19 protein-coding genes and 1 tRNA gene are annotated in these 21359 nt (G+C 55.0%); 9 read left to right on the forward strand and 11 right to left on the reverse strand.

Annotated features, from left to right (window positions below):
• Window positions 1-154 precede the first annotated feature (154 nt).
• From M6F29_RS05300 to M6F29_RS05330, 7 genes are all read right to left on the reverse strand, one after another.
• The gene (locus tag M6F29_RS05300; RefSeq protein WP_298157828.1) at window positions 155-2818 is read right to left on the reverse strand and encodes a helicase-related protein; all 2664 of its coding nucleotides are present in this window, start codon (window positions 2816-2818) and stop codon (window positions 155-157) included.
• Entirely contained in the window at window positions 2815-4815 is a 2001-nt protein-coding gene (locus M6F29_RS05305; RefSeq protein WP_298157829.1) for a phospholipase D-like domain-containing protein, read from the reverse strand. The genes M6F29_RS05300 and M6F29_RS05305 overlap by 4 nt, the downstream gene beginning before the upstream one ends.
• Window positions 4812-6101, reverse strand: coding sequence for a hypothetical protein (locus tag M6F29_RS05310; protein ID WP_298157830.1), 1290 nt, complete (start codon window positions 6099-6101; stop codon window positions 4812-4814). Before M6F29_RS05310 ends, M6F29_RS05305 begins: the two co-directional genes overlap by 4 nt.
• 3 nt (window positions 6102-6104) lie before the next feature.
• A complete protein-coding gene (locus M6F29_RS05315) occupies window positions 6105-7094 on the reverse strand; it encodes a helix-turn-helix transcriptional regulator (RefSeq protein ID WP_298157831.1) in 990 nt (329 codons plus the stop codon).
• Window position 7095: 1 nt separating this feature from the next.
• The gene (locus M6F29_RS05320) at window positions 7096-8595 is read right to left on the reverse strand and encodes a DUF2779 domain-containing protein (RefSeq protein WP_298157832.1); all 1500 of its coding nucleotides are present in this window, start codon (window positions 8593-8595) and stop codon (window positions 7096-7098) included.
• A 47-nt stretch (window positions 8596-8642) separates the two neighbouring features.
• Window positions 8643-10742, reverse strand: coding sequence for an AAA family ATPase (locus M6F29_RS05325; RefSeq protein ID WP_298157833.1), 2100 nt, complete (start codon window positions 10740-10742; stop codon window positions 8643-8645).
• Between the two features lie 531 nt (window positions 10743-11273).
• A tRNA-Ala gene (locus M6F29_RS05330) sits at window positions 11274-11349 on the reverse strand.
• A gap of 44 nt (window positions 11350-11393) precedes the next feature.
• On the opposite strand from M6F29_RS05330, the gene M6F29_RS05335 reads away from it, so the two are divergent.
• The 6 genes from M6F29_RS05335 (at window position 11394) to M6F29_RS05360 (ending at window position 16199) form a co-directional block, all read left to right on the forward strand.
• A complete protein-coding gene (locus M6F29_RS05335) occupies window positions 11394-12374 on the forward strand; it encodes a fatty acid desaturase (protein WP_297479494.1) in 981 nt (326 codons plus the stop codon).
• Window positions 12375-12465: 91 nt separating this feature from the next.
• A complete protein-coding gene (gene lgt, locus M6F29_RS05340; protein ID WP_298157834.1) occupies window positions 12466-13290 on the forward strand; it encodes a prolipoprotein diacylglyceryl transferase in 825 nt (274 codons plus the stop codon).
• A gap of 113 nt (window positions 13291-13403) precedes the next feature.
• Window positions 13404-13727, forward strand: a complete 324-nt coding sequence (locus tag M6F29_RS05345) for a c-type cytochrome (protein WP_297479488.1) — start codon at window positions 13404-13406, stop codon at window positions 13725-13727.
• A gap of 14 nt (window positions 13728-13741) precedes the next feature.
• Entirely contained in the window at window positions 13742-14962 is a 1221-nt protein-coding gene (locus M6F29_RS05350) for a branched-chain amino acid ABC transporter substrate-binding protein (protein WP_298157835.1), read from the forward strand.
• Window positions 14949-15749 (forward strand): class I SAM-dependent methyltransferase, encoded by an 801-nt coding sequence (locus tag M6F29_RS05355; RefSeq protein ID WP_298157836.1) that lies wholly within the window; start codon window positions 14949-14951, stop codon window positions 15747-15749. Before M6F29_RS05350 ends, M6F29_RS05355 begins: the two co-directional genes overlap by 14 nt.
• Window positions 15750-15863: 114 nt before the next feature.
• Window positions 15864-16199 carry a hypothetical protein gene (locus M6F29_RS05360; protein ID WP_297479480.1) on the forward strand — a complete coding sequence of 112 codons (336 nt, stop codon included), beginning with the start codon at window positions 15864-15866 and terminating at the stop codon, window positions 16197-16199.
• A 109-nt stretch (window positions 16200-16308) separates the two neighbouring features.
• Here M6F29_RS05360 and M6F29_RS05365 read toward each other — a convergent pair whose 3' ends face one another.
• The 4 genes from M6F29_RS05365 to M6F29_RS05380 all read right to left on the reverse strand — a co-directional run bounded on the left by M6F29_RS05365 (window position 16309) and on the right by M6F29_RS05380 (window position 18944).
• Complete coding sequence (locus M6F29_RS05365) at window positions 16309-16851, reverse strand: outer membrane protein (RefSeq protein WP_297455832.1); 543 nt, start codon at window positions 16849-16851, stop codon at window positions 16309-16311.
• Between the two features lie 28 nt (window positions 16852-16879).
• Window positions 16880-17521, reverse strand: coding sequence for a tetratricopeptide repeat protein (locus tag M6F29_RS05370; RefSeq protein WP_298157837.1), 642 nt, complete (start codon window positions 17519-17521; stop codon window positions 16880-16882).
• A gap of 46 nt (window positions 17522-17567) precedes the next feature.
• The gene (locus M6F29_RS05375; protein WP_298157838.1) at window positions 17568-18371 is read right to left on the reverse strand and encodes an SDR family oxidoreductase; all 804 of its coding nucleotides are present in this window, start codon (window positions 18369-18371) and stop codon (window positions 17568-17570) included.
• Window positions 18372-18482: 111 nt separating this feature from the next.
• Window positions 18483-18944, reverse strand: a complete 462-nt coding sequence (locus M6F29_RS05380) for a CreA family protein (RefSeq protein ID WP_298157839.1) — start codon at window positions 18942-18944, stop codon at window positions 18483-18485.
• A gap of 156 nt (window positions 18945-19100) precedes the next feature.
• On the opposite strand from M6F29_RS05380, the gene M6F29_RS05385 reads away from it, so the two are divergent.
• The 3 genes from M6F29_RS05385 (at window position 19101) to M6F29_RS05395 (ending at window position 21340) form a co-directional block, all read left to right on the forward strand.
• Window positions 19101-20054, forward strand: coding sequence for an NAD-dependent epimerase/dehydratase family protein (locus M6F29_RS05385; RefSeq protein ID WP_298157840.1), 954 nt, complete (start codon window positions 19101-19103; stop codon window positions 20052-20054).
• On the forward strand, window positions 20036-20434 hold the full coding sequence (locus M6F29_RS05390) for a phage holin family protein (protein WP_297456700.1): 399 nt from the start codon (window positions 20036-20038) through the stop codon (window positions 20432-20434). Before M6F29_RS05385 ends, M6F29_RS05390 begins: the two co-directional genes overlap by 19 nt.
• A gap of 69 nt (window positions 20435-20503) precedes the next feature.
• Complete coding sequence (locus M6F29_RS05395) at window positions 20504-21340, forward strand: UDP-2,3-diacylglucosamine diphosphatase (RefSeq protein WP_524537706.1); 837 nt, start codon at window positions 20504-20506, stop codon at window positions 21338-21340.
• Window positions 21341-21359 lie beyond the last annotated feature (19 nt).

The following is a 21359-nucleotide window of genomic DNA, read 5'->3' on the forward strand; positions in this document are numbered from 1 at the left end:
CCTGAAGTTGCGCCAGTATTGGCGGTTCCGGCGAGCGTGAAAAAAGCCAGAGAATGGGTCTGGCTTGAGTAAAATGTGTGGGTAACTCACCAAACTACTCGCTATTGGGGAGTGAGTGCATCCGTGTGTGGAGTACCTACGCAACAAGGCCGGATTAAACTACTTGCGGAGTGGCTACCTGAAACGATGGGGAAAAATTCGGAGCCGCTTTGTTTATCTCGGCGACCAATTCCTCCGCATTCGAATATTTTTCAGCGATGCGTGAAGAAATGACGATGCCGTGAAGTTGTGCCCGTAGGTCATCCCATCGGTCGCGCAGCACCTGCCAGTTCTTCTCATCATATGTTCCCCGGAAAACGACAAAGCGGACTTCGATTCTAGGAATGTCTCCATTCGTTTGCTTATCGGTGATCACCTGGTTCAATTTTTCTTCCCACAAACTACCAATCCTATCGACTCGGCCAATCTGCTGTTCAACCACGCCAGGATTCCACTCTGGATGCAGTAGCACAACCGTGCGACATGCCTTGTGAAGATTAAGGCCCTCACGGCCCACTAACGATTGCGCCACTAATACCTTTGGGTGCCCTTGCTTTCGATTAAAAGCCAATTGCAGGAAGCGCCGAGTTGCGGGTTTTGTTTCCCCATACATGAGCCGTGCATATCCGCCTTCTGGGCTGTTGTACTCTTCTTGTAGCCTGATTTGGAGTTCAGCCCAGAGACCATCGGCTTCTTTTCCCTCATCCAATTGCCCGTTACCATCTGCATCACCCTCGTCGCGATCGCTCGCCGCCGCAATAAGATCAACAAAGGCCTGGGCGAAGTCAGTCGACGTGGCGTTTTCAATACTAGATCCTATCAGTTCTTGCATTGCTCGAGCCACTACTGCCAAAGAATGATCGTCGTTGCTTTGAACCTGTTCTGAAATCTCCGTAGCTGCTTTCTTGAACGCATTAAACAGTGCTCGCACACGTTTGTCTGGTTGCTTGCAGTTGAAACCTTCCTCGATGTGACTGATTATCTTTTCCCGAATATCGCGGCGCTGATTCTCGATTTTTTGGTATTGTTTAGCGAGAGCATCATCCAGAACCTGGCGATCCAATTTTTCCTGCCTTTCCAACTGCCGATGAGCAGCGAAGATGGCATTCCAGTTATCGTTCTCATGCACTTTCGATTGTGGCCAAGGCAGATTTGCATCCACGCACCGTAGCATCTCCCGAGCATTGAGAAGTTGCACCAATGCTCGTAATGGGCGCGTGAACCGACCGAAGACCAAAACTTTTTCCCCTTGCCGACAGATAGCCTCAATTTCTTCAACAGCTGCCAGAATTGCCGGGTGGTCAAATAACGCCGATCCATCGTTATTCACGAATGGCTGGATCATGACTTTTTTCCACCACTCTGTGCGTAGCAGACGCTTGTCTGCTGTTGGTTCTGTTTTTGGGCTATGCTGTGCAGCAATCCACGGAACGTGATCAGCTTCAATTTGCTTCTGATCCTCTATGTCATCTCGATGCAACTGATCAATCAGTGATGCAACGCCATGACCATTGCCCAAGGTCAGGCGCAGCCGTTTGGCAACCGTACGGTCAGATTGACGTGTAACAAACGACAGTGCCTCAGCTGCACACACAGACTGCTTCCACTCGGAAGATAGTTGGGCTGTATCGATCAGGATTTCCCGTTCACGTCGGTAGGCGTGATAGGGCTCCTTAGATACCTCCCGAAACTTACTGACCGCAGGGTCTTCCCGCTTATCACGTCGCAACAGATAGTCATTTAGCGCTTTCTTGAACGCTGTGGCCGATTCTTGGAATTTTTCGCGTATATCCCCGTCGCTCGGGCATTGCCTTACCTTGGTTACAGCTTGCTCATAATTCGAAATGGCTGCGGTTGCTGCCGTTTTCGATGCGTCACCAACTCGGATGCGTCCCAGCATTTGCGTCCATTGTGTCGCATCTAGCTCAACTGGAGTTGCAGTCATTGCTAGACAGCGTGCGTCGGTAGATTTCAGAACGACCTCAGTTAACAATCGATTTAGGCCGCTGTCTTGCCCCCTGCTTTTGTGTGCCTCATCAACAATGACCAGATCAAATACACCTAGCCCAAGTCCGACTGCACGTTCTAGCCAGGGCCGCAGTTGTGCGTTACGCCCATATTCGCCAGCAGTCAGAGCGCTAGGCCAGGGTGTCGTGTCAGCCAATTCCTGAATAAGTTTTCGTGTAGGATGAATTTCTGGATTGGCGCATATTGCACTGACGATGCTTTCCGCGGCTTGTCGAACCCACACGTCATCAAGCATCTTGTTACTGCAATAATCACGCGGCCAACGCCCGTTCGCATGTTTTCGCCATCTGGCATATATCTCAGGAAGTAGAGCCCAGCGCCAAGGGGCGGTGTTCTCTCCAAGTCGCCAGTTCGTGAAAGCATGCGACAGAACCAGGGCCGATTCCATAAACCACGCAGCATGCTTATCCTTGGATTCCCATGCCTGTAAATATTGCCAAAGACTGCGTAAGATCGGCGGCGCATCGACTCCGGCAGTTTGTAATTCATCGCTCCACTGATAGCCCAAGCCAGGTGGCACCAGTATCGCAACCCGACCACCCACCGCAATCACAGACCGGGCAACCGCCGCAGCTATCCGAGTCTTGCCCATGCCGACTTCATCCGCGATTATCACTCCGTTATTCGGCAGTCGCTCGGCAAGAGCCCGAAGGCTTGCTGCCTGCCCGCTATTGAGTTCAATTAAATGACCATCCGCAAGCCCATAGAGTTCTTCTGCGACCCTGTTCCAGCCCCCGAACTCTTGATTCATTTCGCCCCCCCAATCGGGCTCAATTCATTGACCTTCCAACTCTCTTCAATCCTGACCAATGTGTCGTCATAAAGTTTTCCGGTCTCTGAATCACTGGTATCAGCAAACGATGGGCGAAATGACTGATAGCGCAATGGGCTTAGCGGATTCAGTTTCAATTCGTCGCGGAAATATTTAACGGGGGCGCTATCGCCGGCTTGTCCTAAAGTTTGCTCGAGGCGATTGCACCAGAGCGGCCAATCTATTTCATCGATCTCGGTTTGCTTGGCGGCAATGCTTTCGATCAGGTCCATCATCTGACGTATCGGATAACTGGCGATCTGTACTGAGTGCCCCGTCTTGTTGTCCTTGCCTTCAATTTTATCGCTTCTACCGTTTCCGTCGTCTCCCCCGTCATCATTTGGTGGCATTGGAAAATCCGCGAGTTGCCACCAAGCCTCGTCAATATCGATGGCGGGCAACTCGGTAGCAGCAATGCGTCCGTATTGATCGACGACTGGTATCCGCGCTTCAAGAGGCTGATCCTCCGCTTTCCAGCGTATGGAAACTTCACGGGGTTGCGCTTCGCACCACTTAAATCCAGTTTTTGTTCTTGGGCAGGAGACTCCGGTTGAATCGAGCACCGCTACATCAGCGATGCGGCTGTCGTCGGTGCGTAATTCGCGAACACCATCAACCTCGTGCCATGCGAGCCAGGTAACTGGTGGAGCCACATAGACGACATCCCGTTGCTCCATGCCGGAACCAGCAAGCAGTGGAGTTGTGTCACCAATTTCTTCGTCCCATTGAATCGGCATTAGGTTCGTTACCACCAGAGACTCGGGGGTAGCCCTGTCTTTTTGCCAATACAACGAACTTGGGGCAAATACCACGCCTGCTTCGAGGTTGCCAGTTGTCGTGCTCATCTGATTGGCAAAGCCTGGATGAGTCAGGTTTCCTGACCCCAGATAAACCCAGGCACTGGTACAGGTATTCGAATTGTCACGATAGTTGGCACTGAACAGAAATTTCGCGTGCAGGTTACGCCGTGCGCTTTCTCCAAACACAATTGTCGGGATAGTTGCAGGGCGGACCGTGATGCCACGCTCTTGCAATGGTTTCTGCGATGTTGCTATGGCTTGACAGGCATTTGGATTGACATAGAGGTCAATCTCCGGTTTCCCGGTCAGCAAGCCCTCATCACGAAGAGTCTTGAGAATTGCCAGTGGCACTTCGGGTGGCTTCTGCGGATCATCCGATGTTTCATAGAACCCGGATCCGATGGCCAGGTAATTGCGCTTTACCTCGCCACTGACCTTGATTTTTTCAGGTAGTTGAGACAGCAGGGACTTGCCACGATTGTCGAAGACCCTCGACTGCCCTTGTGCCTTTTTCGAACACGTATTGATCCATCGGATGACCTGTGTCAGTGCATTCATCGTCTCGCTGTGACGACCATGGGTGGAAGCATTGAGCAGCCTGGTGTCGAAGAGTTTCTGAATCCACGCCATTAGATCCCAGGCTGCCTTGATGTCCGCGCAGTCTCGTTCGATATCCGCATCCAGGCTACTGAGTGATTCGCTGGGGATGTCGATCCGCCACACCAAATCCAAGCTCTCTTCCAGTGTCTGCCGTGTCCAGTTGCCGGTTGAGATCAGCAAGCGTAATTGCCACTGACTGTGATGTTCCTGATGTCGGAAGCCCAGCAGAGCGACCTTGGCATGCAGGAGGCGGAACGGCTTTCCCGCGTAATCCTTGATCGGCAAATGCGCCACTCCAGGGGCATTCTTCAATGAAACTGGAGGGTTGCCGGGATCAAGCAACACGGCGAGAGCAATACGGCCTTGGTGGGCGCGTTGTGATCGGGTGAGTCGAGTAAAGCGTTCAGTGGCGTCATCAAGGAATAACGCATCCGCCGAGTAGCCGCATAGCCAACCAAAATGTCCAGTGTAATCCTCTGGCGCATCGAAATGCTGCGCCAGCGATGGCGGCCTCAAGGGTTCGCTATTGGGACTCATGCTTCACCTCCGCCTGCGTCCGAAGTTAACCATCCATCCAGTTCACCGTGCATATCGAGATTCAACAGATAGAGATTTCGCACACGGTAGGAGATGCCTTCAGGCAATGGAATACCCCCCGCTTGCGGTGCTTCTTGATCTTCGTCGTCGGCACTGACCTGCGTTGTCGAACCTCGAAATGCCTGCCCTGGCTTGACTTCATCCCCTGCTAAGCGTAGCACGTGCCCGTCTCGATTAACCAGGGTTCGCAAAATACTGGATGGGTCGTCATTTACGCACTCGCGACAGAATTTGTTGGCTTCCTCATCCGCGTGCTTAAACTCCAAGTATCTATTCGCCGCTGATTTCAGTAGTTCAAGTTTGGCTTTCAGTTCTTCAGGGAGTAATGCCTTCAAGGAATGAGGCTTTACGGGTAGTGGCCCCATAGATATTTCCACCGCATCTAGAACAGCAATCGCGGCTTCACGGGCTTCAAAGAACAAGGCACCAGCCTGGAGGTCGTGCCAATGTTCTTCTGAAATTTCTTGCGGGCGCTGCGCCCATGTCCACTTTTCTATCTTGCCTTTCCGAAGCGCCTCAACCCATGCCAGTGCATTGCCTCTCCGTTTCTTGTCCTCAAAGGACTCATTCCCTCCTTGAATTAGTCTTTCTCGAAGTAATGGAATTGCTTCATCGGATAGCCGATTGAGTGGCGATAGAGCCTGTTGAAGTGCATCCGTATTGACATTATCGTCCTTCATCTGTGCCCACCATGTTAGATGATCAATGACTGTTCTGTTATACGGACGATAGTCTTCGGTGGCTTTTTCGATAAAATCCCTTCCTTCATTTGAGCAACAAAATGAGTTGAACCGAGCGCTGTTGGACTCGGCAAAGCCAAGCGCGGGCAGGGCTTGAACGGTCGCCATTCGCATGGGTTGTGTGACGTAGAAATTTCGTTGACGCACCTGCTGGAAACCGAAATCAGTTTTGCCTTGCAACTTTGAATTCCCGCGCAGGCGAGCATCTCGGCTCCAGTCATTGCTCTTGAGGGCCAGCCAGCAGGCCAACGCTTCGATCGCGTCTGCCATTTCAATATTCTGAACTTTCGCCCCCCGGCTGCGCGCCTCTTCCGCAACAGCCACACCAAGCGTCGCCAGCAGCAATTGCTTGCCGTACCAGACACCACCTAAACCGGGAACGGCAAGATCATTGAATGAACGCACCGATGCGCCGAGTCCAAGGGTTCGGGTACGGCGAGCGTTTGGCAAGAATTCGGGGCCCAGCAGGCCCCATGTGGCTTCCATCAGTCATTTCTCCTTTGTCACGGCTTCGCCCCGATAAACGGAATGCCGCCGCACATCAGCGATGGCCTCCCCGAAACCACGCAGCCACCATTCCAGCATGGCGCTATCCACCACCGTAGCAGTGATTTCGAGTTGTCCATCATCGAGTTCGACCACTTGCTGGTCACTTGATAATGGGGATTCCAGTAGATGAAGGCCATTATCTCGGTCGATTCGGAAAGTCAGTTGCATCCGCTCGCCTTCACCAAACCCGAAACGCCCATCATCGTCGTACTTCTTGAGGTCAAATTCCCTGGGGCGCTCAAACGTTAGTGTTGTTGCTTCTGCAGAGAGGATGCGATGCAGAGCCAGACTGCGCTCATTGCTGTATCCACGGTAACGGCAGACGAGATACAGGCGCGGCCCTTGCTGAGCCAAGCCGAGAGGCATTACCTCCACCTTATTACGTTTGCCGCCTGCGTTCCGGTAATCGAGATTCAGCCAGCGATTGCTGTACAGGGCTTCGCTGACCACTTCAAAAACTCCGGGGGCGATTTTGGGGGGAAGGAGCGGCTGACTGGTGGCCACCACGCGCACCTTGCTTGCCCATTCGCGCTCAAGTTTGGCATTGCTGTCATGACCAAGATTACGTCGTGCCTGCGCGAAGAAACTCTCCATAGACTTTACCAAGCGAGCGGGCAGCAGGTTCTTCAGATGTTCCTCGGCCAACCCCAGCAACAGGGACTCTTGTGGCGTAAGGTTGGGGACAGCCAGCCCCTTGGCTTGTTCAAGCCAGCGGTAACCATAAGGCTTGCTGCGGTCATCACGTTCGATCTCGAAATGCTCACTAAGCATTTCCAACTGGCGCTGGATGGTGCGCAACTCTCGGTCAATCCCTGCATCCTTGAGCTGATCGTGAAGTTCGCTGGCCGTAACCTTCCGCCCACGGGGGATGCGGCGCAGCAGTTCGATGGCAAGCAGAACGGTTTCAAGGGTGCCTGGGCGTTTGGTCATATCAGTTTTTCAGCGTATTGCCGGTAAAGGCCGACCACATCCGAACCATGGCAAAGGTATCAAGCGTGCAGTAGGCAAGCAGTTGGCGCTTGATCTCTGCCTTGCGTTCGATGCTGGTCTGCGTAGCCAACGCCTCCAGGTAGGCATCCATGGCCATGCCACCATCTTGCACGCCATCGAGGTCTCCGTAACGCAGTTCGGGACAAAGTGCGGGTAGCACTGCCTTGATGCTCCAACTACCCTGCTGGCTGGGGTGGTAGTAGTGATTACGTGCCACGGTCAATAGATCGACGACACGCTCGTTCAAGGCCAGCAGCGGTTTGGACAGGCGATGGAATCGATCAGATAATTCGCGGATGCGCGCTGTCTCGAAACCGGCGTTGTAGACAAAGATGGGACCACGCTCGCCGCAAGCGGCAATCAGCGCTTTAGCGAAGGCCTTGGATGGATCTGCACCAGATAGATCGAGAAATGCCTGATGTTTGAGTTTTTCCGTGCGTGAGAGTCGATGCACGCTGAACTGAAAGGGAATCTGTTGATAGGGGCGAGTTCCTTTCCAGATCGGCACGGCGAACTGGATGGTTTCAAAATCCATGAAGTAGGCCGGCAATTTGTGCTCGGCCAAAGCCTGCGCCGCCGCATTTTGATCGAAATGGGTCTGCCCAGAAAGTGTGACGGTTTTAACACGCCGTTGCCTGTCGTCGAGTAGTTCATCGGGCGCATCACGCAGTTCGGTCAAGCCGTGCGCCTCAATATGCGCCGACAGCCCATCACTAAACCGGCCAGGCAGCCATCGGATCGGTTGCACGGCCTGCGGCTCCTGACTCTGGCAGTAGGCAAGAAAACCGCACTCGCAGGGATCGTTGCATTGCCTGCCGGTGAGGATCGACGGCGCGTTTCGCTTGGCGATTATGCGTTGCGCTTCGCTGATCCAGCCGCGCACTGTCTTGCTGCGCCCGAAGGCTTCCTCGGTAAGATCGCTTTCGACCAGCAGACCTTGATAATTGCTGTTGCCCGGATAAACCCAAGTGCTGTCGATGTGCGCCAAAGCGATGGCCGACAGCGGCACGCCTGCTGATCGGGCAACGAATGCCTGCACGGCAGCGTCGTCGCGGTGGTAATCCTTGACCGATGTGGAAGATTTCACCTCAACCATGCGCCATGCCCGCTTGCCGCCCCTTTTGATCGGCAACATCACATCAGAAAAAACCCGCACTCCCTCAGCACGGAAACCGGCTTCGAAAATCGGGCAGGTAGACTGCAACAGAACTTGACTGCGAGTAAACGCAGCATCGAAGCCTTCTGCTTGCGGATCAATCAGCACCCCTTTGCCCTTGGGATCGTACAATTGCCGCGCAATGTCTCCGACCTGATGCCCGACATCAAAACTCGCCTGCGTTGCAGCCGAATCCATGCGCCATTCGGGGTGGTGGATTTCCAGCCACAATCGTTTCGGGCATTGCCGAAAAGCAAGTAACTTAGATTTCGACAGCGTGCGCATTATTGTTCTCACCCCCCTCTTTAAATCTGATTATCCCATGTGAATGTCTATTGAATAAATCCGATGGAGGATTTAGCGCCCTCCTTCAGGGAACACTCTGCTTCTAGTGCAGAAACCAAGTCTCCGGATGATGTGATCGGGCGAAAACGGTTTTGACGAATTACCGCAGCGAAATCCCCGGGCGTCAATCTCTGCATTCGCATCAATCTGGCCATTTGTTCTGGTTGGGGTGTAGGGATGGACAACTTCGCACAGTAACGGCTCAACAACTCCCATGCCTGCTCGGGTTTAAGAAAACTGAACTTCACTTTCAGGTCAAACCGGCGAAGCGCGGCTTGGTCGAGCCCTTCCATCAAATTGGTCGAAGCGATGAAAATACCGGGAAATGATTCCATTTGCGTGAGCATTTCGTTTACGAGACTGATCTCCCAGCCGCGTTGAGCACCCCGGCGATCCTGCAGAAAACTATCCACTTCGTCGATCAACAACAAAGCGCCCTCCTGTTCTGCCTGCCTGAAGGCACGGGCAATGTTTTTCTCGTTTTCTCCGACCCACATGGACATCAGATCAGATGCACGCTTTACTATCAACTGAACGCCCATCTGTTCGGCCAGCCACCGTCCATATGCAGTTTTCCCTGTTCCAGGCGGTCCGTAGAGGCACAACCGCCCAGACATCGATTGCATGAGTCCGGTCGCAATCCAAGCCAGGTCTGAGTCGGCATGAATGAAGAGTGGGTCATAAACTTCTGGAAGACGGTTGGGGTCATTTTTTCGAATCGGCTTGTGTCCTTGAGCCTCCAGAGTGTTACCGATCAACAACTCGAATGCTGAGGCAGCACCAGTTGAGTCAAACTCCTCACGAATGAAGCGCACGACTGATGCGGCTCTCGTAACCACGGCGGGTGCCAACGATTCCGATTCGGCGATACGCGCCGCACTGGTGCTGTCAAGCAAGTCAGAGCATGTGTCCAATAAGATGCGTTCTCGCTGCTTTTTGGGTGGCACTGGCAACTCGAACACCATGTCAAATCGACGAATGAACGCTGGATCAAGTCCTTGGATTGAATTCGACAGCCATAGGGTCGGCACCGAGTTTTCCTCAAGCATCCGATTGATCCAGGCTTTTCTGGTTTGCGCGGTACTTTTTCGTCCAAAGAAACTGTCTCCGTCGTTGAACACATCTTCCACTTCGTCAAACAGTATGAGCGCCCCCTGGCGCTGTGCAAAAAAACTTTGTGCAGCACGAAAGGCACGAAGACGCCGTTCACCATTCACAGGGTCACCATCGCCATCCTCGCTGGCCACTTCAAAAAGTTCGCAATCAAGTTCCTGCGCCAAGGCTTTTGCCAATTGACTCTTACCAGTTCCCGGGTCGCCATGGAGGAATACGTTGACGCCTTTTCGCCCCGTTGCAATCGAGCGCCTGAGATATGGGCGAAGAACAGAAAGTGAAGGTGTAATGTGTCCGTAATCAGCGACGCTCAGTTGTGCCGGTGATCCAAGAGCGACGGTATCGCGTAGCAAACTGACAGGATCGGCATCGGAAGAGAAAATGTTGTCAGCAAAATTGTCCGACAGAAGATCCAATTTCCCGCGCAAGGTTGAGGTGCCGCTGCGATCTACAGAAACCAGTCCCGACTTGGCCAGAATTCCCTGAGCACTGAGCGATGCACGAATCTCGTGTTCAGGGATTTCAAGCAACACAGACAGTGCATGGAATACCTTCACGGAAGACAACTGCCCTAGCCAGTCGGCAGTGTCATCAAGTAGCCGCTCGTTCTGAATCAATACGGCGAATTCCAGAATGCGACAGTCAGTCTCGGATAAGCCTACAAGCGTCGACAGGCGAGCAACATTACCGCTGAGGCAAGCCGGGGGCACCGAGTTGCGCAGTTTCCGTTCACCGGTCTGATGAAGTTTTCGCAACTCAACTTGAACTAATTTCGGCTCGAAGTCATGGGAGGCAGGATCGACCCATTCGCCCAACCCGAGCATCTCGGCGAGGGCATCGTTGCTGAATCCATGCTGATTGATGAAATCGCGATGTCCACCCAGTGGAACCAATAGGCGAAGCAGCCACAGATGAATAATTGGCAGAATGTCAAGCGGCATGTGGGCGTGGCGAGAACGACGATGGATTGCCATGGTGGTGATCTCCATTGTTGTGTGAGATCATTTTCCAGAGAGTTGCGTCAAGAAGTGACGCATGAATTGATTTGGCTTCCTGATCGAGTAGCGCGTTCATGCTGGCGTTGTCAATCACATCACTGAGCCACGATGAATATCAAGTAAACCGCCACCGACGCCTACCTCCTCTTTTGAAGGGAGGAAACCCCGCACTTTATCGCTTGAGTTCCTGATGCGTAAAAGCCTGCCGCTGGACTGGGAGCTACAACGGCGGATGGTTGCGCAAAACGGGGGCTGAAAATGCTGTGTCGCCTCTGAAGAGCAAGTTTCCGTTCATACTGGGAGCCGGAAACCCCCGTGGATAGGGGGGGTCGTGCGAAGGTCGCCCTTCGCAGAAACAGAGAACAGAGAGCGCGGAGAGGCAAAAAACGGTGAAATTCGGGGTATATTGACGGATGCCGCCCTTCGCACGAAACCCGGAAGCCCCGCCAGTATTGGCGTTCCGGCGGGCATGAAAAAAGCCAGAGAACGGGTCTGGCTTGAGTGAAGTGGTGGAGGGTATGAGGATCGAACTCACGACCTTCTGATTGCGAACCAGACGCTCTCCCAACTGAGCTAACCCCCCACAGATGCTGTATTATATCGGCTATGGAAAATTCTCGTGCATCTTTGACGAACCCCATTGCTTTCGGGGGGGCGGCGCTGGCGATATTTTTCGCCTGGTTGCCTGCCATTTTTTTGGCGCTGGGCCACCCGGCCTGGCCCCTGTTTATCGGCCTGTTCGTTTTGCCGTTGCTGGAATGGATGACGGGGGATTATCAGGGTCCCATTCCCTACTGGAATTTCTGGGTGTTGCGCGTCATTCTGGCGGGCATTGCCCTGCAGGGTCTGGTGGGCGCTTATTTTGCCCAACACTATGCCTGGTGGCTGGTCATCCTGGCGGGCGCGGGATCCGGCTACGCGGCCGGTGGGTCGGGGAATGCCCTGGGCCATGAATTGGGACATAGCCGCGTCTTGTGGGATCGACGTCTGGCCAAGTGGTTCTTCACCACGGTTTGTTTTGGTCACTACACGCAGGAGCACGGGGCTGGGCACCACGTGCTGGTGGGAACGCCCAAGGACAGCCTGTACAGTTATCTGTCCGATACGCTGTCCAGTTTTTCCCATCGCAACATGGTCAAACAACTTCGTCTGGGGATCGAGATTGCAACGGCTCGGGGCAATCTTTGGTCCGAGGTTTACGGCCCGATTTTCTTTTATGTCCTGATCAATCTGGTGATCGGCTACCTGGCTGGCTGGAAGGGAGTATTGTTCCTGACCGTGCAGACCGTAGTGATGTACCTGGTGGACGCCTCCATCACGTTCATTCAACATTTTGCCTTGCACCGCAAGGAAATCAATGGTCGTTTCGAACGTATCGGACCTCAGCATACCTGGGACTGCCGAAACTGGGTGACGACCCTGGTGTCGTTCAACAATTGTCGGCATGTGGATCACCATATCAATCCCGGAAAGGATCTCAATGGGTTGGAACCGGTCCCGGAGGCACCCCAGTTGCCCTACGGTTACGCCGTTATGGGCACCCTGGCCAATTTCCCTTCGGTATTTCGACGCATCATGGAGAACACGGGCGCAGAGTTGGCACGCTGATTGTCAGCCCTGTCATTCTCTGGAAGGGCAAGGTGGGTATAATCCCTCATTTTGTCCCGACGATGCCACCTGCGGGAGTTGAGGATCTGCCATGTTGATTCACCCAGATTTTGATCCAGTCGCCCTGCATGTGGGCCCTTTTTCCATCCGCTGGTACGGGCTCATGTATCTGGCTGGTTTCGTGGCAGGAGCCGGAGCGGCGCGCTGGCGCATCAAAACTCAGCCGTGGCTGAACTGGACCGTGGAGCAGGTGGACAGTTTCTTGACCTATGTGGTGGTGGGGGTGATCGCCGGGGGGCGACTGGGTTACGTCCTGTTCTACAAACCAGTGTTCTATTTAACGCATCCGCAGGACATCATTGCCGTGTGGCAAGGAGGAATGTCCTTTCATGGTGGTTTTCTTGGCGTGATCATTGCAGGCTGGCTCTATGCGCGGCGCGAGAAACGTCGTTGGCTCGAAGTAACCGATTTTGTGGCGCCCCTGGTAACCTTTGGGTTGGGTTTTGGGCGGTTGGGAAATTTTATTAACGGGGAGTTGCCCGGACGGGTGACTTCGGTGCCCTGGGCCATGGTTTTTCCCAAGGTGGATGCTTTTTCCCGCCATCCTTCCCAACTTTATGAAGCCTGCCTGGAGGGCCTGGTCCTGGGATTTTGGCTGCTCTGGTTCAGTCGCAAGCCGCGTCCCATGGGGCGCATTTCCGCTCTTTTCCTCATCGGTTATGGGGTGTTCCGATTTGGGGTGGAATTCACACGGGAACCGGACGATTTTCTGGGGTTGCTGGCCCTTGGGTTCAGCATGGGACAGTGGCTCAGTTTGCCGATGATCCTTGCAGGGGTGGCGCTCTGGTTCTGGTCGGGAAAATTGGACAAGATGCCTCGCGCCGCCGAGTCCGCTCTCCCCTTGAACGACCAATGAGAAGCGCTGGAAATGATGGTCAGTCAAGGAAGTGAACGAGGTAGAATGTCTCCTGATCTGGATGAATGAGTACCGTGTCCGGTTTTTTTGTCTTGAAAAAGGGAGACTATCAAATGAAATCCTGGAAAACTGTTGTGATGGCTGTCGGACTTCTGTCGGGAACGGTTGCTGCCCATGCGGATAACGGATTGGAACTGGCCAGAAAGAGTGGTTGCCTGACTTGTCACAGCGTGGATGGCCCCAAGGTAGGGCCTTCCTACAAGGCAGTCGCTGCCAAATATCGGGGACAGCCTGGGGCAGAAGCCAGATTGATCGCCAAGGTAACCCGGGGGGGCAGTGGGGCCTGGGGCATGATGCCCATGCCTGCCAAGGGGGGTAATGCCAATCTGTCCGACGAGGACATCAAAAAACTGGTCAAGTGGATTTTGTCTCGCTGATGTCGGTGGTCTGGATGAGGCTTTCCTGTAAGTCCTCCATCCTGACCGGATTTGCGGGGTTGGTGCTGGCTGTTTTTGTGCTCTCAGGGTGCTCCAGGGGAAAGAGCGATCCACAGGCAGATCATTGGGTTGTCAAAATCGGTTCCGTGGCCCCCCTGAGCGGACCCCAGTCTCATCTGGGCGCGGACAACGAGAACGGGGCGCGTCTGGCCATCGACGATGCCAATACGCAAGACATTCGTTTGGGGGGGAAGCCCGTTCGTTTCGAGTTGTTGAGCGAAGATGACGCGGCTGACCCGAGAACCGCGACGATCGTTGCCCAAAAATTGGTGGATGATGGTGTCAATGGCGTGGTTGGGCATCTCAATTCGGGAACCACCATCCCTGCGGCACGCATTTATGCGGATGAGGGGATTCCTCAAATCTCCCCCTCGGCCACCAACCCCAAATATACCCATCAGGGTTTTCCCACGGCTTTTCGCGTCATGGCCAATGATGAGCAACAGGGTCAGGTGCTGGGCCAGTTTGCGGTCCATGCTGCCCATGCCCGGAGGATTGCGGTGATCGACGATGCTACCGCTTATGGGCAGGGTTTGGCCAACGAATTTGAGAAATCCGTATCCCGGCAGGGGGCGAGGGTGTTGTTGCATGAACATACCGATGACCACAGTACGGATTTTTCAGCCATTTTGACACGCATCAAAGAGCGCCAACCAGACCTCGTTTTTTTTGGAGGGATGGATGCCCAAAGCGGTCCGATGCTCAAGCAACTTCGTGAACTTGATTTGAACTCCGTATTTGTTACGGGGGATGGGGGTTGTTCAAAGGAGTTTCATGAACTTGCAGGGGAAGCAGCAGAGGGCAGTTTTTGCAGCCTGCCCGGACTGCCGTTGGAGGGAATGCCCAGGGGACTGGACTTCAAGCGTCGTTTCGAAGCCCGTTTCGGGGACATTCAGGACTACGCTCCTTACAGTTACGATGCGGTGGGGGTACTTATTGCGGCGATGAAGAAAGCGGATTCACCGCTCCCCGAACGATATCTGCCTTACTTGAAAACATTGGAATATCCTGGCGTGACGGCATTGATTCGTTTTGACGCGAACGGTGACCTGGCGGGTGGCGCGGTCACGGTCTATCGCTGGCACCAAGGGGTGAGGGTGCCTGTTCGGGAGGGGGCGACAGGGAAAGATTCCGGCATCCGTACGGAGGTTGACGGGAAAGGTGTCGGAAAGTGAACCCCTGGCCTCATCGGGTGTGATGATGTACCGTTTTTTTGTGATCCAGGGGGTCAGTGCGCTCCTGGTGTTCGGAGGAAGCAAACTGGGCCTCTGGCCGGTGCCTTCCCTGATCTTCCTGACCCTGTTTCAGGGCGGTCTCGCAGTGCTTCTCACGTTACTGGTGAAGGGTCCCAAATGGTGGTTACCTCTCCATCTCCTTTTTTTACCTGCGCTCTGGACACTGGCGCACGGAACCCTGGCTGCGGGTTGGTATGGCGCGGGATTCGTGGGTTTGGGATTGGTGTACTGGAATACGTTTCAGTCAAGGGTTCCTCTTTACCTGACCCATCGGGAAACTCTCGCGGAACTGGATCGCCTGGTGCGTGAGATGGCTCCTCGTTCCTTCGTTGATTTGGGCTGTGGTACAGGCACAGTCCTCTGCGCTCTGGCGGCGCACCACCCTGATATTCGATTCGTGGGCTATGAAGTGGCTCCGGTTCCCTGGCTGATCGGAAAATGGAAGTCCCGCGCCTTGACCAATTGTACGCTGCACCGTAAAAGTTTCTGGAATATTTCCCTGAGCGAGTTTGATCTGGCTTATGCGTTTTTGTCGCCGGTTCCCATGCCCGCCCTAAGGCAAAAGATGATTCGGGAAATGCGTCCCGGGACTTTCCTGGTCAGTAATACCTTCAAAATGCCGGGAATGTTTCCTTGTCGTACTTGTCTCACGGAAGGTGCCATGCCTCTGTATCTGTATCGTCAGGAAGGGAGCGGTCATGGTAGGATGCCCCCTGTCTCTTCTTAAGTCGTTCCTAAGGCTTGAGGGCCATGATGCCGGGCGCAGGTATCTTTCGGGGTCAACGAAGCGGGCAGGATGTTCGTTTTCAGCATTGAAGCAATTAATTTGGAGAATGCCAACATGAAGAAGTCAATGGGAGCCCTGTTTATGGTTGGAATGCTGGCTATGGCCAATGCCCACGCTGACGGTTGGCGGGGTGGGGATGGCTGGCGAGGAGGAGGATGGGGCGAGGGCGATGGTGGTGGTGCCTGGGGAATGGGTGCGGCTCTGGTGGGCGGGTTGGTAGGCGGGATGATGGCCCAGCAGGCACCGGTCTATGCGGCGCCCCCCATGGTGATGGCTCCTCCCCCGGCTTATGCCGTGCCCCAGCCCGCCTACGCCTATCCAGCGCCGGCTTATGCTCAACCCGTTTATCCTGCCCCCTACTACGGGGGAGGAGAGGGTGATGATGACTGATTCCGTTTTCGGTTCATTCGGAAAAGACTGACCGTCACCCCCCGATTTTCGGGGGGTGATCTTTTTTGAGGGGCGAAACAGTTTCGAAGGCTGCGGAAGAGGCCTTGGCTCAGAAGTGGTAGAGTGCGCCTACCGTAAAGGCATTGGATCCAAAATCCGCGGTTCCGTCGGGGGTGTTGAGGGCGGAACGATAGTAGTCATAGCCGAACCGCGCGGAAAATGCCGCATTGATATTGAACTGGAGCCCCAATCCATAGGTGGAAGAAATTCGGTTGGCTCCGGAGTAGCCTGGGCGGGCACTGCTGACGGACTGAGTGGTGGCGGATCCCACCCCCAACTTCCCATAGAGAGAGAGGACATTGGACAGGGGAAGGTATCCCACCCCTTCCAGGGTAGCGACATCGGTCTTTCCGCTGACCGCATTATTGCCGAATTCGCCTGCTTCCGAATAGGCGCCCTCCACGCCGAAATAACGATTGAATTGGTAACCGATCAGGGCGCCGAATACCGAGTTGTAACTGGAATTGTTCCAGGCGGCCTGGTTGGAAGCGTTCAAGGTCTGGGCTTCGCCCATGGTACCCCCGATATAGAGGCCCTGAGCATAGGCGCCGGAGGGCAGCAGAAAGGCTAAGGTCAGTGCGATTTTTTTCATGGTGTTTTTCCTCGTGGTCGGTGAAAAATTACTGTTGTGCCTTGATCAGCAGGGCCAGGGCTGCGGCGTGGCGTCCCTCGTCGGCATCCCTGCGTCCTGGGCGCGGTGCGGCATGGACGGCTTTGGTGAGGTACATCAGGGCACCGGATTTGTCCCCCTGCTCCAAGAGAAATTCTCCGTAGAAGTAGTTGGCATCCACATTGTTGGGGTCCACCTTGAGTGCCCGTTGAAGGTACTCGCGTGCCTTGTCATCGTCTCCGAAGGAGCCGAAGCGGGGAACCTTGAAATAGAGGGCTCCCAGGGTCAGCAGACCTGCACCGTCCAGTGCGTTGGGGTCGATGGCGATGGCCTTGAGCAATAGGTCGCGTGCCTCCCTGGCCGTGCCCCTGGCGCTGAATATCCCCTGGTATTCGGCATGGGTGGCTGTAATGATGCCTTCCCAGATGAGGGGGGCCGCCTGGTTGGGAAATCTCAGGGTGAAATCATGCGCGCGTGTTTGAAGTTGGTCGAAGTAATCTTCACGTTTGTCTTCAGGGAGCGAGTACCTCCCTTTCGCCCAGGCATGTTGCTCCGCTGCAATTCCTTCTGCGATCGTTTCGGCGTGTGCGGTCACGTTGCCCAGAAAACCCACCGCCAAACTCAGGGAGATCAGTAATTTTTTTAGGGACATTGGAAAATCCTGTATGGGTTGGGGTGAAAAAAGTCATCCGGTTCACTCAGCGTTTGCCCAGAGCAAAATCCCGTATCACACTCAACCGCTTGCGTACGTAGCCATCGATCAAGCAGGGATGAAGACCGTTGATGCGGGAAACAAGGGATTCCGGGAACCCGACGAGGTATTCATGCCTGTTTCGGGTTATGGCACGGACGATTTTTCGGGCGACTTGCTCGGGTGGGTCCATGTGTACCTTGAGGACTTTGGACATGCGGTGAACGGCCCCGGTATGGATGAGGGGGGTGACATAACGGGGGGCCACATAGGTCACGCCAACCCCTGTGCCGTCCAGTTCCCTGCGCAATGCTTCGGAAAACCCGCGCAGCGCAAACTTGCTGGCCGAGTAGGCGGCAAATCCGGGAAAGCCGACAGAACCATGGACTGACCCGACATTGACGATTCGCCCCGAGCCCTGGGTCAACAAATGGGGCAAGAGCAGGCGGGTGAGTTGCATGGGTGCGAGGGCATTGAGACGCCAGAGGTCTTCGATCCCCGTCTCCGTTTCTTGATGAAACAGGTTGAAACTGGTCATTTCTGCCAGGTTGATCAGTACGTCGATGCCTTCCATCTGGGAAGTGATCATATCCGCCAGTTGTTCGATTTCCTGGGGGATCTGCAGGTTGGCGGGGACGGGCAGGACCGTTCCGCCCATCCGACGCAATTCGACGGTCAGTTCATTCAATGCCTGGACGGAGCGGTCGCTCACGGCCAGGCTGGCCCCCTGTCGTGCCAGGGCTTGTGCCAAAGGTTTTCCAATGCTGCCGGTGGCGCCTGTCAATAAAACTTTTTTGCCTTTGAGTTCCATGGATATTTATCGATAATCAACGAACGAAGGTTGGAGATCCCACAAAGCGGCTCAAAACCATGGCCAATGAACGGGTGCCTTGTGGGTGGCAGGAATGATGAGCCACAACTTTTATTTTATTTGAAGAGGGATCCCCAGTGGAACGGCACTGATGCTGTTTTTCGGGCTGCCCTCGATAAGTTCGTCGCTGTAGGTCAGGTAAATGACCACGGAGTGGGCGGGATCGATCATGCGCACCAGGTGCAATTTCTTGAAGAACAGGGAGGCACGGATTTTTGCGATGTCCTGCTGGCGGGGCAGGGGGCCCGACTGAGTGATGGGGCCGATTTTGAGACAGGACAGCGAGGCTTCCGTCTTGTTCTCGGCAATGCCCACTGCCCCGGAGATTCCGCCGGTTTTTGCCCGTGCCAGGTAACAGGTGATTCCATGAATATCTGGGTCATCGATGGATTCCACGACGATCTTGTTATCGGGACCCAGCATTTTCCAGGAGGTGTTGACTGACCCTATGTCATCGGCACGAACCAGCGCAGTCAAACAGGTCAGGGACAGGAATGCAAGTAGTTTTTTCATGATCTCGGTCTAATGGAAGTGGGTTGTCTCTGGTCGTGGCGGATTTTAGCGCGGTCTTCATTAACCGCTCCTGAACCCGGTGTTTTTCAGGGGGGGCGACATGAGGATGGTATAGTACGCCAAGTGTCGTCCATGTGACTACCGAGGAATTCATTGATGAAAGTGTTGGTGACGGGCGCTGGTGGATTTGTGGGGAAGGGTTTGGTCCCTTGCCTGGAGAGGCAGGGCCATGTCGTGGTGCGCGCCGTTCGGGCGGCGAGAGAAGACGGCGAGGTGAGCGTCGGGGAGATCGGTCCGGACACCGATTGGGGTGCCGCCCTTGACGGAGTGGAGGCCGTGGTGCACCTGGCCGCGCGGGTCCATGTGATGCAGGGAGAAGACCCTTCTTCCCGGCAGGCGTTTCACCGGGTCAATACGGCGGGAACTCTGAATCTGGCAAGGCAGGCCGCGTTGGCAGGAGTGCATCGTCTGGTTTTTCTGAGTTCCATCAAGGTGCTGGGAGAAGAGGGGGTCTTGACGGCCAGCAGCATTCCCCGGCCTGCCGATGCCTATGGCCAGTCCAAATGGGCGGCAGAGCAGGGGTTGCATACGGTGGCGATGGAGACTGGGCTGGAAGTGGTGATTCTGCGTCCCCCTCTGGTCTATGGTCCTGGAGTGGGGGCCAATTTTGCGCGCCTGATGCATTGGGTTCGGAGTGGGATTCCCTTGCCGCTTGGGGGGGTTCGCAATCGGCGCAGTTTGCTGGCACTGGGCAATCTGGTGGATGCTGTGGGATGGGTGCTGAGGCACCCGGCGGCGGCGGGGCGTACCTATCTCCTGAGCGATGGAGAGGATGTTTCCACCCCCGACCTGATCCGGGGCCTGGCCCGTGCCTTGAGCCGTCCGGTCCGCTTACTCGCGGTTCCCCCCTCCCTGCTGCGGGGACTGGGAAACCTGCTGGGACGCCGTGCGGAGATCGACCGTTTGCTCGGTTCCCTGGTGGTGGATGCTTCGGCCATCCGCTCCGAATTGGGGTGGTCCCCGCCATTGACCCTTGCGGCAGGTCTGGACGTTTTGGTCGCTCGAGAGGGCGGAATGGAAAGGAGTCACTCATGTCACCCAATATCCTGAACTTTTTTTTGCAATGGGGTACCACCACCTTCTCGCTGTGGGTGTGTAGTTACCTGTTCAAAGGGATCCGGTTCGACAGTCTGGGTGCCCTGGTGATTTCGGCTTTGGTGCTGGGGTTTGCCAATGCGGTAATCAAGCCCATTCTGATCCTGCTGACCTTGCCCCTGACCCTGTTTACCTTCGGATTTTTTCTGCTGGTCATCAATGCCCTGATGATCCTGCTGGTTTCTTCCCTGGTGCGCGGCTTTACCGTGTCGGGTTTCTGGGAAGCCTTCTTCGCCAGCATCTTCGTGTCGCTGCTCAGCCTGATCATTGGGGCGTTGCTCTCCAATGGCTCCCCTCCCTGGCAGCCACCGCCCGGCGGGGGCAACTGGGTTTAGTCCCGTTCAAGGATTTCGCATCGTCACGGAAGTTTCATCAAAGGGTCACGCTTCTGTCACGATGCCTTGATTCAATGGGGGCATGAAGATCCTGTCCGGTGTCTCCCGCGTATGAATCCGGTATCTCACTATCGCACCTTGTGGATATCGGATATCCATCTGGGGACGCCGGGATGCCAGGCCGATTACCTGTTGGATTTTCTGCGCTGTCATGACGCAGATACCATCTATCTGGTGGGCGATATCCTGGACGGCTGGCAGTTGCGCAAGACCTGGTACTGGCCCCAGGCCCACAATGATGTGGTTCAGAAACTGTTGCGCAAGGCGCGCAAGGGGACCCGGGTGGTTTATGTGCCGGGGAACCACGATGCGCTGATGCGTCAGTTCTGTGATTTGGCTTTTGGCGACATCGTGGTCCAGGACGAAGCCATTCATACCCTGGCGGATGGACGCAAACTCTGGGTGGTGCATGGCGATCTGTTCGATGGGGTGACTACTCATGCGCGCTGGCTGTCCCATCTGGGGGATAGCCTCTATACCTTCATCCTCAAATTCAACCGGTGGTTCAATGCTGCCCGTGCCCGCCTGGGTCTGCCCTACTGGTCCGTGTCCCAATACCTCAAGCATCAGGTGAAAAACGCGGTCAATTACATCCATGCCTTTGAACAGGTAATGGTGGAGGAAGCCCGTCGACGCGGTTGTCAGGGCGTCGTTTGTGGGCATATCCACAAGGCCGAGATTCGAGAGGTGAACGGGGCCCTGTACTGCAACGATGGGGATTGGGTGGAAAGTTTGACGGCCCTGGTGGAAACTCATGACGGGGCGTTGAGTATCGTGGAATGGCGCCAGAAAGTGGCTTCCCCCCTCAACCTCGGCCCCATTCATCTGGCCGAACAGGAGGGGTGAGTCAGACCCTCAGCCAAGG

It is taken from the genome of Ferrovum sp. (assembly GCF_027317285.1).
Classification (GTDB): Bacteria; Pseudomonadota; Gammaproteobacteria; order Burkholderiales; family Ferrovaceae; genus Ferrovum.